Origin of the sequence: Nostoc sp. KVJ20 (assembly GCF_001712795.1) — a bacterium.
Taxonomy (GTDB): Bacteria; Cyanobacteriota; Cyanobacteriia; order Cyanobacteriales; family Nostocaceae; genus Nostoc.
Genome location: NZ_KV757608.1, coordinates 1 through 13,515 on the forward strand (window position 1 = coordinate 1; position 13,515 = coordinate 13,515).

At 40.0% G+C, this 13,515-nt stretch carries 14 protein-coding genes and 1 pseudogene; 5 read left to right on the top strand and 10 right to left on the bottom strand.

Features of this window, described 5'->3' with window-relative positions; translation table 11 throughout:
• The coding region (locus tag A4S05_RS13750; protein WP_141699718.1) for a CHAT domain-containing protein at window positions 1-977 on the bottom strand (977 nt) is incomplete at its 3' end.
• 177 nt (window positions 978-1,154) lie between these two features.
• On the bottom strand, window positions 1,155-2,282 hold the full coding sequence (locus tag A4S05_RS13755; RefSeq protein WP_069070396.1) for a succinylglutamate desuccinylase/aspartoacylase family protein: 1,128 nt from the start codon (window positions 2,280-2,282) through the stop codon (window positions 1,155-1,157).
• A 192-nt stretch (window positions 2,283-2,474) separates the two neighbouring features.
• Here A4S05_RS13755 and A4S05_RS13760 point away from each other — a divergent pair, with 192 nt between their 5' ends.
• Entirely contained in the window at window positions 2,475-3,701 is a 1,227-nt protein-coding gene (locus A4S05_RS13760) for a cytochrome P450 (protein ID WP_069070397.1), read from the top strand.
• 41 nt (window positions 3,702-3,742) lie between these two features.
• On the opposite strand, the gene A4S05_RS13765 is transcribed toward A4S05_RS13760, so the two are convergent.
• The 4 genes from A4S05_RS13765 to A4S05_RS13780 form a co-directional block, all read right to left on the bottom strand.
• Window positions 3,743-4,381, bottom strand: a complete 639-nt coding sequence (locus tag A4S05_RS13765) for a histidine phosphatase family protein (RefSeq protein WP_069070398.1) — start codon at window positions 4,379-4,381, stop codon at window positions 3,743-3,745.
• Between the two features lie 319 nt (window positions 4,382-4,700).
• A complete protein-coding gene (locus A4S05_RS13770) occupies window positions 4,701-5,777 on the bottom strand; it encodes a PEP-CTERM sorting domain-containing protein (RefSeq protein ID WP_141699719.1) in 1,077 nt (358 codons plus the stop codon).
• 873 nt (window positions 5,778-6,650) lie between these two features.
• Complete coding sequence (locus A4S05_RS13775; RefSeq protein WP_069070399.1) at window positions 6,651-6,833, bottom strand: CsbD family protein; 183 nt, start codon at window positions 6,831-6,833, stop codon at window positions 6,651-6,653.
• A gap of 347 nt (window positions 6,834-7,180) precedes the next feature.
• Entirely contained in the window at window positions 7,181-7,645 is a 465-nt protein-coding gene (locus A4S05_RS13780) for a hypothetical protein (protein WP_069070400.1), read from the bottom strand.
• Between the two features lie 255 nt (window positions 7,646-7,900).
• On the opposite strand from A4S05_RS13780, the gene uvrB reads away from it, so the two are divergent.
• Complete coding sequence (uvrB, locus tag A4S05_RS13785) at window positions 7,901-9,898, top strand: excinuclease ABC subunit UvrB (protein ID WP_069070401.1); 1,998 nt, start codon at window positions 7,901-7,903, stop codon at window positions 9,896-9,898.
• 76 nt (window positions 9,899-9,974) lie between these two features.
• Here the strand turns inward: uvrB and A4S05_RS13790 are convergent, their stop codons facing one another.
• Window positions 9,975-10,520 carry an isopentenyl transferase family protein gene (locus tag A4S05_RS13790; protein ID WP_069070402.1) on the bottom strand — a complete coding sequence of 182 codons (546 nt, stop codon included), beginning with the start codon at window positions 10,518-10,520 and terminating at the stop codon, window positions 9,975-9,977.
• A 310-nt stretch (window positions 10,521-10,830) separates the two neighbouring features.
• Between A4S05_RS13790 and A4S05_RS13795 the strand changes: the two are divergent.
• Together A4S05_RS13795 and A4S05_RS13800 are read left to right on the top strand one after the other, a co-directional pair.
• Window positions 10,831-11,391: pseudogene (locus A4S05_RS13795) on the top strand (Uma2 family endonuclease).
• Between the two features lie 117 nt (window positions 11,392-11,508).
• Window positions 11,509-12,090 (top strand): Uma2 family endonuclease, encoded by a 582-nt coding sequence (locus A4S05_RS13800; protein ID WP_069070403.1) that lies wholly within the window; start codon window positions 11,509-11,511, stop codon window positions 12,088-12,090.
• 18 nt (window positions 12,091-12,108) lie between these two features.
• Here A4S05_RS13800 and A4S05_RS43290 read toward each other — a convergent pair whose 3' ends face one another.
• Genes A4S05_RS43290 through A4S05_RS13810 form a run of 3 tightly spaced genes read right to left on the bottom strand, consistent with a single transcriptional unit; the run spans window position 12,109 to window position 12,745 of the window.
• Complete coding sequence (locus A4S05_RS43290; protein WP_256090971.1) at window positions 12,109-12,279, bottom strand: PIN domain-containing protein; 171 nt, start codon at window positions 12,277-12,279, stop codon at window positions 12,109-12,111.
• A gap of 25 nt (window positions 12,280-12,304) precedes the next feature.
• Window positions 12,305-12,496, bottom strand: coding sequence for a PIN domain-containing protein (locus A4S05_RS43295; protein ID WP_256090972.1), 192 nt, complete (start codon window positions 12,494-12,496; stop codon window positions 12,305-12,307).
• Window positions 12,497-12,745: a hypothetical protein gene (locus tag A4S05_RS13810; RefSeq protein ID WP_069070404.1), complete on the bottom strand. Its 249-nt coding sequence runs from the start codon at window positions 12,743-12,745 to the stop codon at window positions 12,497-12,499.
• Between the two features lie 170 nt (window positions 12,746-12,915).
• Here A4S05_RS13810 and A4S05_RS13815 point away from each other — a divergent pair, with 170 nt between their 5' ends.
• Window positions 12,916-13,512, top strand: a complete 597-nt coding sequence (locus tag A4S05_RS13815; protein WP_069070405.1) for a hypothetical protein — start codon at window positions 12,916-12,918, stop codon at window positions 13,510-13,512.
• The last annotated feature ends 3 nt before the right edge of the window (window positions 13,513-13,515 follow it).

Sequence of the window (13,515 nt, forward strand, 5' to 3'; positions counted from 1 at the left end):
AAACCCCTACCCTTGAAAGCTGCTCCCCCTGCTCCCCCTGCTCCCCCTGCCTCCCCATCTCCTCGTACCTGCTTCCCCGACTGACAAGCATTGAGAATACAAACGGGAATCCCCTTCCCCGTCAACAAATTCGCTAATTCCCCCGCCTCTATGGGATCAGCTTTTCCCTTACTTTCCCCATCCAAAAACAAAAATGCCCTTACCCCCTCATAAGGTTGAATATCTTCCCGTCCCCACCTAGCTTGATAGGTATATCGGTTGCGTGTCACCCCATCTTGAATATCTGCATAACCCATCAACGCCCCGTGACAATCAAAATGGATGATATGGTAATATCCCGCACCCTTGGCCTCTAAATGCCGTTCTAAACTTTCATAAGTACCCGGACGCAATAAGTCAATATTTACAGGCAAGTGACTATTTTGAATCACCTCAATCAACGGACGGGCAATGGTACGATAACCCACATCATGCTCCTCATCCGGTCGAGCAATTACCACCAACAAGTTAATTATCGGCGATTCTGCCATATTCGCCGCCACTGATGCGGCTTTATCAAGGCGCTTGCGTATCATTACGCAATCCACACTCAAAGGTCGCGGCCAATCCTTATCCCGCAAAGCTTCCCAGTGTAGCGCGTGAAATTCGGGACTATTACCTACTATCTCAATTTTTACCTGCTTCAGATTTCCCCGCAGTTGACGATAATGGCTATAAGCATCAATATCAGCCTTAAAAACCTGGTTAAATAAACTTTCTCCGTAACTAACAACACTCGTTTTCGCTGCTTCTGCTTTCTTCCCGTTTAACATCGGGTAAGTCAGCCATTCTTCAAAATACCATTCGAGTTGCTGTTCTTCCTGGTGTGTAAAAGGGTCAGTAATATTGATTGGGTATTCGCTATCACCCTCAAAAATCAAACTTGCGGCAAAACCGTTTTCTGTTGGCTGCTTTTCCCGAATCGTGATGACTGCCATACACAAGTTAGCTCAACGTAAATACCAGGATATATTTATATACTTACGCATAAACTCCAATTCCAGGAAATTGTCGCCAATCGGTTAAGGCAAGAGACGCGATGAATCGCCGTCTCTACAATAATTAGTCTTTTGTAGAGACGGCGATTTATCGCGTCTTGCCCAATACCCCATGCTCTAACTAACAATTCCCAATACAAACTCGCCTTCATTCACAGCTTGGTTGGTTGCGACATCATAAACTAATCCATCTTGTTGAGCGCAGACATCAATTACACTAGGTAGTTGACCTTCTTTATTAAAGCTGAGAATTTGATAGAGTTTGTCTCCAGCTTTGACTTTAGTACCTAATTCTATTCTGGATTGAATCATGCCACCTGCGATCGCATAATATTTTTTCCGGTTGCTGCTAGATGCGAAAGTCATCTCATGAGTTTTTGCGTCTTCTGATAAATTAGAAACTTGTATTACACCTTTTTGCGCTAAATAGTTTTTCACACCCAGTACACCTTTAGCGACTGAATCAGGGTTTATTTGCATTCCTGTTCCTAATTCTAGTGTCCAAGCTTCCACATCAAACTTGATTTCTCTACCAAACTCTTTAAAACAAGCTTCCAGTGCTAACCAAGGTTTGATAAAAGCTTCATCAAAAGCATCACCATCGTATTTATCAAGCAAAATTCCAAAATCGAGTAGAAAGTATTTTGCACTATCTTCTCGATTTTGGAAGTAATAAACGTAATCTAAAGCTTGATTTGTAGAGCTATGTAAATCAATTAAATAATCTGCATCTAAACTGAGGTTTTGTAGTTTGTAGGCAAAAATCTCAGTATAAGGAACACCGCTAGAAGAATTAAGTTTTTCTAAAATTTTTGCGAATTCTTGCTTAATTATAGTTAGATAATTTTGTCGAATGACCTTTAGATCACTATGAAGTTGAGATTTAGTAAAAGCAACTAAATCATCAGCTTCTTTCTCATAGTCCCAAAATATCCTATTCCAGTCTTTGGCTTCATAAATGCAGTATCGTCCAGGAGAAAAATGATGAGCGCGTTCATTTGTCCCCATTGGATTACAAACGGGAACCAGCCAGATTTCTCCAGTTAAATCTGTATCATTTATTTTTAATAAAAACTCAATTAACTGATGAATAACGGCATTACCAGCAATTTCTGCACCGTGCAGATTAGATTGAATGTATACCTTTTTACCAGATTGAGCGCCAATAAATTTGTATAGTTGTAAGGATAGGCGATCGCCTGAAGCCATTTGACGTAATAAAATTGTTTCAATAACTGGCTGCATAAAAATTTGAATAAATTATGAATCAAAATCCACACAAACCCAAATCATACCAATTATTTTCGTAAGGGAAGCAGTTGCAGTTATTTGAGCTAGTATTTCGCAGTACATACGAAGCAATCTGAATCTTACTTTTGATCGGGGATGCCACCACATATAGAATTATTGAGTTATATCCTTAATCGTTTTTAACTCATGTCGTCACCCAGTACTCTAGAACAAGACCGATACAATCTATCTGCCCAGGAAGTACTGGACAATCCCTATCCTACCTACCGCCGTATTTTATTAGAAGATCCTGTTTACTGGAGTGATTTTTTTGGGGGCTGGTATCTAATGCGCTATAAGGACGTTGCCGCAGCTATGCAAGATAAACGGATTTCGTCCAAGCGTCCACCTATTAGTAAAATACCAGAATCAGAGCAACAGAAGATACTTCCCCTTCTGGAAACTCTATCAAAATGGATTCTATTTTGCGACCCTCCAGAACACACACGTCTGCGTCCGTTATTTAACAAGGCATTCACTCCTAGTATCATTGGCAGCATGGCAGAGCAAATTCAGACGCTAGTAGACGAACTAATTGATGGTGTTTATGAGCGGGGTAACATGAATATTATTCATGATTTAGCTTATCCAATGCCCGCGATCGTCATCGCCCAAATGCTGGGCGCAAAGTCCGAAGACCGCGAACAGTTTAAGAAATGGTCTAGCGATTTGGCAAGATTTTTTGGCATGTTCCGCATGAAGCCAGAAATTTTGACCACCGCTCAACAAAGTATTATCGAAATGACCGAATATTTCCGCCACATCCTTGAAGAACGTCGTCATAATCCCCAAGATGATCTCATGAGTAGCCTCATCTTTGCACAAGAAAAGGGAAATTCTCTCAATGACGACGAAATTTTATCCAATTGCGTTTTCTTAACTTTTGCGGGTCATGAAACTACCACTAACTTGATTGCTAACGGCTTACTTGCTTTACTCAAAAATCCTAGTCAAATGCAAAAGTTAAAGGATGATCCCTCGCTAATTACAACTACTGTAGAAGAGTTTTTGCGCTATGACAGCCCAGTACAACGTCAAGCCCGCATAGCAGTTACCGATCTCGAAATTGATGGCAAACAAATTAGCCAAGGGCAACGCCTATTTCTGGTAATTGGTGCTGCCAACCGTGACCCTGAGCAATTTCTAGACCCCGATAAATTAGACATTACACGCTCTGAAAACCCACACTTGGCATTTGGAAAAGGAACCCACTTTTGCCTCGGTGCATCTCTTGGCAGACTTGAAGCACAAATTGCCATCGACACCATTGTGCGCCGCCTTAGTAATCTCCACTTGGATACAGATCGAATTGAATGGCATCAAAACCCATCCTTGCGAGGTATGAAATCAATGCCTGTAGCTTTCAATTTATAAAATACTGCCCTAGCGAAAGCAATGCGATACAAGTGACTCCTTCACGTCCCTGGTAAATTTAGCAACCGCTCATCCAAATGACTACGGTCTGCCAAAACCTTTAACAACGGCCCATGTGAGGTAAATTCTACAATACTGACCGAAGCAACAGGACATCCCAAACGAAAACGGAAGCGTCCCACATCAATCCCCAGCAAACTACACAGAATTATTCTGATAGTTGCCTTGTGTGCAACAACTAAAACATTACCATTACTGTAACTTTGTTTAATTTCTTCAATTACCTGCAAGGCACGAGAAGCAATTGTAACCGCCATTTCTCCACCAGTAGGAGCATTCCAAGCCGGATCTGCTGACCAGCGAATATAATCATCGTGATATTCACGGCTAATTATTTCTGGCGTTTTTCCTTCCCACTTGCCATAGTTGATTTCCTTTAAACCATCCCTAAGTTGTGGTTCCATCCCTATTGCTTCACATAAGGGTTTTGCTGTCAATACAGTCCGCCGCATTGGACTACAAAATATTGCTGTCCAATCCATAGAACTATATGCATCAGCAAAAGCCTTTGCCATCTCCAACCCTTCTGGGGTAAGTTCTGAGTCTATAGAACCGCAAAAGGAATTATTGCGACTACATTCTGTCTGTCCGTGACGGAGGAGATAAAGAGTTAGGCTCACGGTATATTCCCATCAATTGTAAATTTAAGAGCGCTAACAATCAGATGTCGCTGAAGATAGTTAATGCCTGTGGTATGTTACTACAATTTTTTGAGATTTCGAATAATTTTCAGGCGAAAGTTGCCGCAGCTACGACCAGCGTAGATATTCCCATTAAAAAGGCAGGTATTGGTGCAGGAGCAAAAATTAAACTAATTTTTAGGTAATATTGCACCATCTTTTACCAAAGAATACATTAAACAGAATGTTAAGTGTGAAATTATAAATTTTTAACTACACACTTAACACGCTCTATCGTACCTATTTAGAAGTTGTTGACCTAAGCTCTTGCCGTATCTTTTCGTTGCTGCTTGTACTTGCGGCAGAAAGCTAGACCAAAACCACCGACCATTAATAAACCCAATGTAGTTAAAGGTTCGGGTACAGACACTTTAGTTTTGAATTTGCTGGTAATAAACAGACTATACACATTATCATCATTACTTGGGTTTACAGTATTTAACTCGACGAACGTATCACCTGCCTGGATAAAAGGATTAGGATCAGCGCTATTACCAAGAGCTAGATTATAAAGTTCATCATCAGTCCTAAAACCGCCAGAATCAGAGGCAAACGGATCTGGGTTAGTCAAACTATCACCAATACCGCCAGCAGTGATTAGAGCACCATTAGCTCCTTCTCCATCATCCTGACCGCCAGCAGAGCTAGTTAAGCGTCGAGAGCTAGTAGAGTCTGTTATCACGTCCACAATAGTTAATTGACCAGATGGCTGAATGCTATAGGTATCGGCAAAAGATACTATAAAGTCGCCACCGCTATAAGGTTGATCAAAATTCAACCTGGTTGTGTCTCCTGTGGGGGATAGCTCGCCGTCTAAGATAAAAGACGACAAACCGACGGTTGTGGCATCTTGATAAGACACAACTAAAGTTTCACCGTCATTGTCTCCTAGCTCTTCAATAGTATGGTTTTGCAAACCTCCTAAAGAGCTAAGAAGGCTGGTAACATCCCAACGTACAGTAGTTGCTGGGTTTTCGTTAGGCGCGAGTACAAAGGCATCAGCAACCTTCAACAAATTACCGTTCAGTTTGACATCACTTACAGGGCCATTATAATCCTCCCAAACAGAAGAGGCATAAAGGTATGCTTTGAGAACAGTTGCACCTACAGGTACGTCTGTTTGCAATGTGCCATTGTTACTGGTGCTACCAAAAGCATCTATGGAAAGTGCCGCATTGTCGAAGCTCTCACGAAACAACAAAGCTGCGGATGCTGGCGAACTTAAGGCAGCAAACCCAAAACTGACACCAAGCACTGCAAATGTACTCAAAGTAGCTTTGCGTATGTCAGCAGGCAAATATTTCTGTAACTTCTGTCTTACCTGAAATCTATTCATGACACTTATTATGGGTATTTGATATTCTTAGGAAGAATTACGTGTTTTTTCGTAAATCTCCAACTTAATATCGCTACACAAGAATATATTTTCAACAAATCATTACCTATATTTATGAAAACTTTAAGATATTTTTTTGATGAAAATATTTTAAAATGCAGCTAAAAGCTATAAATAATAAAGTTATTTTACACTTTAAGGAAAAAACATATATGTAAGTATGTAAGATTTATGTGAATTTTATTTGATTAAAAATAAATAATCTAGCGTGAATTCAACAGACCTCCCTTTCCCCGGTTCTCTCTCCAAAGCGCAAAAAGAGGAGCAACGCAAAAATTAGCTTCTTAAGCCTCTCTGCTTCGGGGAAAGGTTTGGAGAGGGGTCAAATCAAACTCGTGGAACTCACGCTAATATAAATAATGTATTATACATAATCTCTACTGAATAGTAGGTAAAAAATAAAGGCGGGCAATGCCCATCCCAATCTTTAGATAGTACGGTTTTATTTTGCCAATCTACTTAGCTTGCCAAATTAAACTAATTGAATTTATAAGTTTTGAATTTATAGAAATAGATTATCTAACTTTTAGAAGCTTAAATTTAAAAAGTGAGGATTTTCTAAAGCTCATTTTTGAAGGGAGCTGGGGGATCTGAGTTCGTACAGTCTTAATTTTGTAAGAATAATAATAATTGTAGAGACGTAATTAATCACGCCTCTACAAAAGTTCAAAAAATCAAGCTATTCCTTTATTTTTCTACACTTCCTAAAAAGAGAATAAAGGTGTATAACATTGATTTTCTAACACTCCATACCTTTTGGCAAAATGGAATCCATCCCATTGATATCCCTAGCTGCAAAAAGGTTATGAATTGCTAGTCAATGTTTTTCTTGACATTATCTTTTACGTCTTCAATTCCGTGACGTACTTCGCTTTCAGCTTGCTTGGCTTTACCTTTAGCTTTATCTTCTGGATCTCCAGTGATATTTCCTAATGCTTCTTGGGCTTTACCTTCAACATTTTTAGCAGCAGCTTTAGCGCGATCTTCAATACTCATTTTGTACTCCTGATTTTGTAAAAAATTCACTTCAAAGCTATAACTAACTTTGAAATCTTTTGTGATTACTATTACACAGTAGCTTAATTATTTTGCTAAAGCCTTCCACCACAAGGCATATTAAATAATTTGTAATTCGTAATTCGTAATTCGTAATTAAGAAAGGTAGTTGTAGTAAGTGTTCTGGCTGTTGAGTGAATATAAAATAAGGTAAGAATAGTTTAGTTACCTATGCTAAAAGACATAGAACAAATGCAAATCTAGTAATTTCTACTTTTGACTGTTTAAATAAAAAAACCAGTTTCGCATGGAAACTGGGTTAATAAAGTATATGGTGATATTTTTTTCTAATCTAGAAAACCCATTAGGCTTTCAGAATTGTCAATCTCATTTGATGCTATTGGACGATTACCGAAGGTGGAATAGCTTTCATCAATTACCAATAAACTTGAGCCAATTGGACGAATCCCAGAGAGGTTGATACTTTCAACAACTTGGAATGTATTAGCACCAATTGGACGAATACCCATTGAGTTATAGGTTTCAACTACTTCCAAGGTACTAGTGCTAACGGGACGCACCCCAGCAATTGAGAGGTGTTCAGCAACTTCTAAGTCGCTAGCGCCTATTGGACGAATTCCAGAAATGGCGAGTGTTCCAGAAGCTCCCACTGGCAGTTCAGTAACTTCCTCGACTTTATCTGCATTCAAGCTCTGGTCTTGTTGATTTTCAACTTCCTCTGTACCTTCCCCTGGAGACTTGGCAGGCTTTTGCCGAGAACTGGTTGCTTTGCCAGCGTTGCTAATAGTCATAAACGAAAACCTCTAGTTTGTTAATTGGATTTTACAATAATTAAGGAAAGATGAAATTTTTTCCCATATACATTAAGAGTTTAACCTTAAAAAACCTCACATAGATATAAGTATCTTTAAAACTGATACATAAGTAAATTTTAATTAATAATTTTTGTAAAAAATTATTGCCATTTATTTTGGTCTAATAAGCCAGCTACAATGGATACAGGGCGGAATCGTCACCATGAGATAGGGTATTTTCAGCAAAACTGTATGACAGAATTTTGTCTTCAAGCTCCCTTTAGTCCCACAGGCGATCAACCACAAGCGATCGCACAACTAACTGCTAGTATCCAATCAGGCAATCGTTATCAAACTTTACTAGGAGCCACTGGAACAGGCAAGACATTTTCGGTAGCAGCAGTTATTGAGAAAATTGGCAAGCCGACTTTAGTTCTGGCCCATAACAAAACCTTGGCTGCACAGCTTTGTAACGAGTTACGAGATTTCTTTCCCAACAACGCAGTCGAGTATTTTGTCAGCTACTACGATTACTATCAGCCAGAAGCGTATATTCCTGTTACCGATACTTATATTGAAAAAACAGCAGCGATTAATGATGAAATAGATATGTTGCGGCATTCAGCGACGCGATCGCTGTTTGAACGCCGTGATGTCATTGTCGTTGCTTCCATCAGTTGCATCTACGGTTTGGGAATGCCGGCAGAATATCTGAAAGCTGCCATCCCTCTTCAGATAGGTATGGAAGTAAATCAACGCCAAATTTTACGAGATTTGGCAAATGTTCAATACAGCCGTAACGACATCGAAATGGGTCGGGGAAAATTTCGCGTCCGAGGTGATGTCTTAGAAATTGGCCCAGCTTATGAAGACCGGATTATTCGTGTAGAATTCTTTGGTGATGAAATAGACGCGATTCGGTACATTGACCCGGTGACAGGGGAAATACTCAAGAGTTTGGAAGCAGTGAATGTCTACCCTGCGCGTCACTTCGTCACCCCAGAAGAACGGTTAGAAGTAGCTTGTAATGACATCGCCGCCGAATTAAAACAGCAAAAACTAGACTTAGAACAAGCTGGGAAACTATTAGAAGCGCAACGCATAGATCAACGTACACGCTATGACCTAGAAATGCTGCGCGAAGTCGGTTATTGCAACGGCGTTGAGAACTATTCCCGTCACTTAGCAGGAAGACAAGCTGGAGAATCACCAGAATGTTTAATTGATTATTTTCCCAAAGATTGGCTATTAATTATTGATGAATCTCACGTTACTGTACCCCAAATTCGCGGGATGTATAACGGCGATCAAGCGAGAAAAAAAGTTTTAATTGAACATGGATTTCGTCTTCCTAGCGCTGCTGATAACCGTCCTTTAAAAGCAGAAGAATTTTGGCAAAAGGTGAATCAGTGTATTTTTGTTTCCGCAACTCCTGGAAATTGGGAAATAGAAGTTTCAGAAGATAATGTAATTGAGCAAGTGATTAGACCAACTGGAGTAGTTGATCCAGAAATTTCTGTGCGTCCTACGGAAGGACAAATTGATGATTTATTAGGAGAAATTAAAGATAGAGCCGATCGCCATGAACGAGTGTTAATTACCACATTAACCAAACGCATGGCTGAAGATTTAACCGAATATTTGCAAGACCACGGTATCAGGGTACGGTATTTACATTCCGAGATTACTTCTATTGAGCGCATTGAAATTTTGCAGAACTTGCGCGAGGGAAAATTTGATGTTTTGGTTGGTGTGAACTTGCTGCGAGAAGGTTTGGATTTACCCGAAGTTTCCTTAGTGGCAATTATGGATGCAGATAAAGAAGGTTTCTTAAGAACCGAGCGTTCCTTAATTCAAACTATTGGTAGAGCCGCGCGTCACGTCCAGGGACAAGCGATTTTGTATGCCGATAATATGACAGGTAGCATGATTAAAGCTATTGATGAAACAGACAGGCGGCGGGGGATTCAAACGGCACATAATCGATTGCATGGGATTACACCGCAACCAATAGTGAAAAAATCAAGTAATGCGATTTTGGCTTTTTTAGATGTATCTCGGCGGTTGAATGCAACAGACTTGAAAGTTGTAGATGAACATCTAGATGAACTGCCATTAGAACAGATTCCAGGGTTGATTACTTTGTTGGAAGCACAGATGAAAGAGGCGGCGAAGAAACTAGAATTTGAAGAGGCGGGGAAATTGCGCGATCGCATTAAACATCTGCGGGATAAAATGCTAGGACGTTAACGTGAATTTTATGCTGACCAATATTTGCCTAATAATATGAATTACCTTTAGCCGGAGGTGTGTTTCAACTCCGGCATTAGGCTGATGCATCATCTTTTAAATTAGTCTCATTTTCAATTAATTCAAAAAATTGCGAAATCTGCTCCGTTGAGCGAATGTGATAAACACTTTTAGTACTTTGAGCTTGCTTGATGTACTCACGATATTTTGGGGTCAAATATTTGTGACATAACCAAAGCACGCGATAGCTAGTAAGCGAACTCTTAAATATTGGACTCTTTTCCGGCCAGCCTTCTGGCGGTTTAAAAAAGCCTGTAATTAGTCGTTTAGTCACCCACCAGAAATGCACATATAGCGGTAAATCGATAAAAATTAGAGTATCCGCCTTGTTCAGTCTTAGCCAGACAGTTTCTATGGAACCAAACCCGTCAATAATCCAACGGTCAGTAACCAAAATTTTCTCATGGGTGTGCTTATATTCTTCTTGTGGAACCTCAATCCCGCCTGATTGATATTGAATCTTGTCTAAGACGTGAAGTGGTAAACCAGTGATTTCCGATAATCTTTTGCTTAGAGTTGATTTACCGCCTCCAGTATTGCCAAACACCGCTACTTTTTTCATCGCCACTTCCTTTTAGTGCAATTAAGTCACTTAGTAGACTAGATTGAGGTATGAAACGAAAGCCAACAATCTCAGTCCTTGAATACCTAAGAAACGCTTGTACCAGACAGATGCGTTGGCTTCATTTATATTTTATCTGTCGCTGGTAAAGCTAGCCGTTGTTCTAATGGCAAAGTATAAATCTTGACGCCAAAACGCGGTCTAACAATGCGTTAGAGTCGACACCGCTGATTTGAGCCGTTAATGACAAGCTTCTGCGATCGCATTAAACATCTCCGGGATAAAATGTTAGGACGTTAACGTGAATCTTATGCTCACCAATATTCGCCTAATTAGTGTTCGAGAATATCACCAAATGGCGGAAACGGGAATTTTTCATCCTGAAGAACGCTTAGAATTAATCGCGGGACAAATCATTAGAATGTCAGCAAAAGGTACTGCTCACGAATCAGCAATTACCCGCACAGAAAGGTTGTTACGTCAACGTTTGGGTGACAAAGTTTTATTAAGAATCTAGTCGCCAGTGCAACTTGATGATTATTCGGAACCAGAACCAGATATTTCAGTGGTGAAGCTGAATCCATTAGATTATGAGGATCACCATCCCAATGCTTCCGAAGTATTTTTACTGATTGAAATAGCTGATTCCAGTCTCAAGTACGATCGCGAAGTCAAAGCGATCGCATACTCTAAGTCAGGGATTATTGAGTACTGGATTTTAGATGTGAATGGACGCAAGTTATATATGTATCGTCTCCCTAGTCCAGACGGCTATCACAGTGAGAGCATACTTGCAGAGGATGTGACAATTTCACCTTTAGCTTTCCCTGATTGTGCGATCGCTATTCGGGAATTATTGCGAAAAATCTAAATAATTCGTAATTTAGAAAAACGTTAGTGAGTCCACGAACGTTTTTCTAGTCATACTAAAAGAGAACGCCATTTTTTAGCTATCCTAAATCAAGTGAATCATTAAGGGATCGTACCAATGGTTGCTTTACCCGACAACATTTTGATGAGTGCAGAAGAATACCTGGTTTGGGAACCTACCCAAGAGGAACGCTACGAGTATTGGGATGGCGAAGTTGTGATGATGAGCGGTGCTACACGCAACCATAATCGGGTTTCTGGAAATTTCTTTAAGCTCTTAGATGATGCCTTAGCCGATCGCACCTGTGAAGTATACATTGTAGATGTAAAGGTGCAGGTAGAACCGGGGCAAAAGTATTTTTATCCAGATGTGGTGGTGACTTGCGATGAGCGAGATACTGATCCACAATTGGTACAATTTCCCTGCTTAATTATCGAAGTGCTATCACCTTCAACAGAAGCAGCTGATAGGGGGAAAAAGTTTGCCAAATATCGCCAATCTCCAACCTTGCAAGAATATGTCTTAGTACAAGTAGCGCAACCGGGTGTAGAAGTGTTTCGACGCAACGAACAGGGGAAATGGGTGCTGTCGGAGTATAATTTGGGCGATATATTGCGGCTAGAATCTGTAGATGTGGAAATTGCGATCGCTAATTTGTATCGACAAGTGCAGTTTGAAACTGAAGCCACCGAAAATTGACATCAGAGATAGTTAATACTAGTTAACAATCGCAAGTCCCGCAACTCTAGAAAATTCATTGACATTGTGAGTTACAAGAGTCGCTTGAAGTGCTATAGCTATTCCTGCAATCAAAATATCCATCGGGCCAATTGGAGTTCCTTGCTTGTCTAACTGGGTGCGAATTTTAGCAGCATCAAAGAGCAGCATTGTAATCGAAGGGAACCAGGTTTACTCAGCTTAAAAGTTGCTGAAGTTGCTGGGTACGTTTTGCTAGCGAGGTGGATTTTTCAATACCGACTTGTAACTCAAAAACAACGATTGTCGGAATACTAATTTCTTCAGCAGAGATACTGAGAAGGTTATGAGCAACTTGTCCTTGACCCTTGAAGTAGTAAATTAGGGTGTTGGTATCTAAAACGTACATCTAGAGACTTTCCCGTAGGATGTCTTGTCCCATTTCAGCCCGAATATCTTCCAGGCTTGGAAAGTCTTCTTTCCAAGTTCCACTAAGGGAATAAACAAGTTCTGCCCAAGAAACTGAGTCTGCTATGTCGATGGGTTGGTTATCATTTAGGTTCTTATTACGAATAAATTCAGCAAAACTCAAGACCTCCCTAGCTTGCTCTTGGGCAAGGGATTTAACGAGTGCGTAAATCTGTTCAGCGATGTTCATAATAGGATTCCAGATAAAGGTTATAAGAATCTTGGCAATCTGACCTTCCGACTGTCTTTGAATTTGATGCTATCTCCCCAAATAAGTCGCATACAATGGTAAAAATTCTGAAGAAGTTGTAAATAATTACACTTCCTGAAAGGCTAATTTGGGATTAAACCAGTTGTCTTATGCAAAGTATTCCATATCAATACCGACTGCTGATTTTGTTTTTGCTGATGGGTTTGGTTGTAGCTGTAGACTACTGGCGTAATCCCACAAAACCGACAAAACTTCAGGAATATTCGTTTTTAATCGTGTCCGGTTTAATTGGTGCTGGGTTTGGTATCGTTAACGATCAGATTACCTGTACTCTCTCACCCGCTTACTTTTATTACTTCAAAAATGTTCCTTATGGTTCTAATTTTCGCTGGGAAGTGAGTGAGGTTGGATTTCAGGCAGGGTTTTTTGCTGGTTTTTTAAGCTACGGCATATTTCTCTTGGTTAATCAGAGACGAAAGTTACCTTTGTCTTATCGTCAATTACTTAAAATGGCACGGTATCCCATTATTTGGGCAATTGTAGTTGCTCAAATAACAGGATTCATATTTTATTATTTTCAATTTCCCTTCTTTGCCGATCAGATTACGCCAGTAGTTCAGCCAGCAGAAGTTTCTAGATTTATGTTGGTTTGGGGAATCCATATTGGACTTTACATCGGTGCAGTGTTAGGAATTGTGCATGGTGTAGCAAAGATTCGTCGAAGAGTGCCATATCTGTCACTATAAAGA

Bases quoted from the DNA above. Each gene is read 5' to 3' on its own strand.
- A4S05_RS13755 (WP_069070396.1), bottom strand. From the start codon at position 2,282: ATGCAGCCAGTTATTGAAACAATTTTATTACGTCAAATGGCTTCAGGC.
- A4S05_RS13760 (WP_069070397.1), top strand. From the start codon at position 2,475: ATGTCGTCACCCAGTACTCTAGAACAAGACCGATACAATCTATCTGCC.
- A4S05_RS13770 (WP_141699719.1), bottom strand. From the start codon at position 5,777: ATGAATAGATTTCAGGTAAGACAGAAGTTACAGAAATATTTGCCTGCT.
- A4S05_RS13775 (WP_069070399.1), bottom strand. From the start codon at position 6,833: ATGAGTATTGAAGATCGCGCTAAAGCTGCTGCTAAAAATGTTGAAGGT.
- A4S05_RS13780 (WP_069070400.1), bottom strand. From the start codon at position 7,645: ATGACTATTAGCAACGCTGGCAAAGCAACCAGTTCTCGGCAAAAGCCT.
- uvrB (WP_069070401.1), top strand. From the start codon at position 7,901: ATGACAGAATTTTGTCTTCAAGCTCCCTTTAGTCCCACAGGCGATCAA.
- A4S05_RS13790 (WP_069070402.1), bottom strand. From the start codon at position 10,520: ATGAAAAAAGTAGCGGTGTTTGGCAATACTGGAGGCGGTAAATCAACT.
- A4S05_RS13800 (WP_069070403.1), top strand. From the start codon at position 11,509: ATGGTTGCTTTACCCGACAACATTTTGATGAGTGCAGAAGAATACCTG.
- A4S05_RS43290 (WP_256090971.1), bottom strand. From the start codon at position 12,279: ATGCTGCTCTTTGATGCTGCTAAAATTCGCACCCAGTTAGACAAGCAA.
- A4S05_RS43295 (WP_256090972.1), bottom strand. From the start codon at position 12,496: ATGTACGTTTTAGATACCAACACCCTAATTTACTACTTCAAGGGTCAA.
- A4S05_RS13810 (WP_069070404.1), bottom strand. From the start codon at position 12,745: ATGAACATCGCTGAACAGATTTACGCACTCGTTAAATCCCTTGCCCAA.
- A4S05_RS13815 (WP_069070405.1), top strand. From the start codon at position 12,916: ATGCAAAGTATTCCATATCAATACCGACTGCTGATTTTGTTTTTGCTG.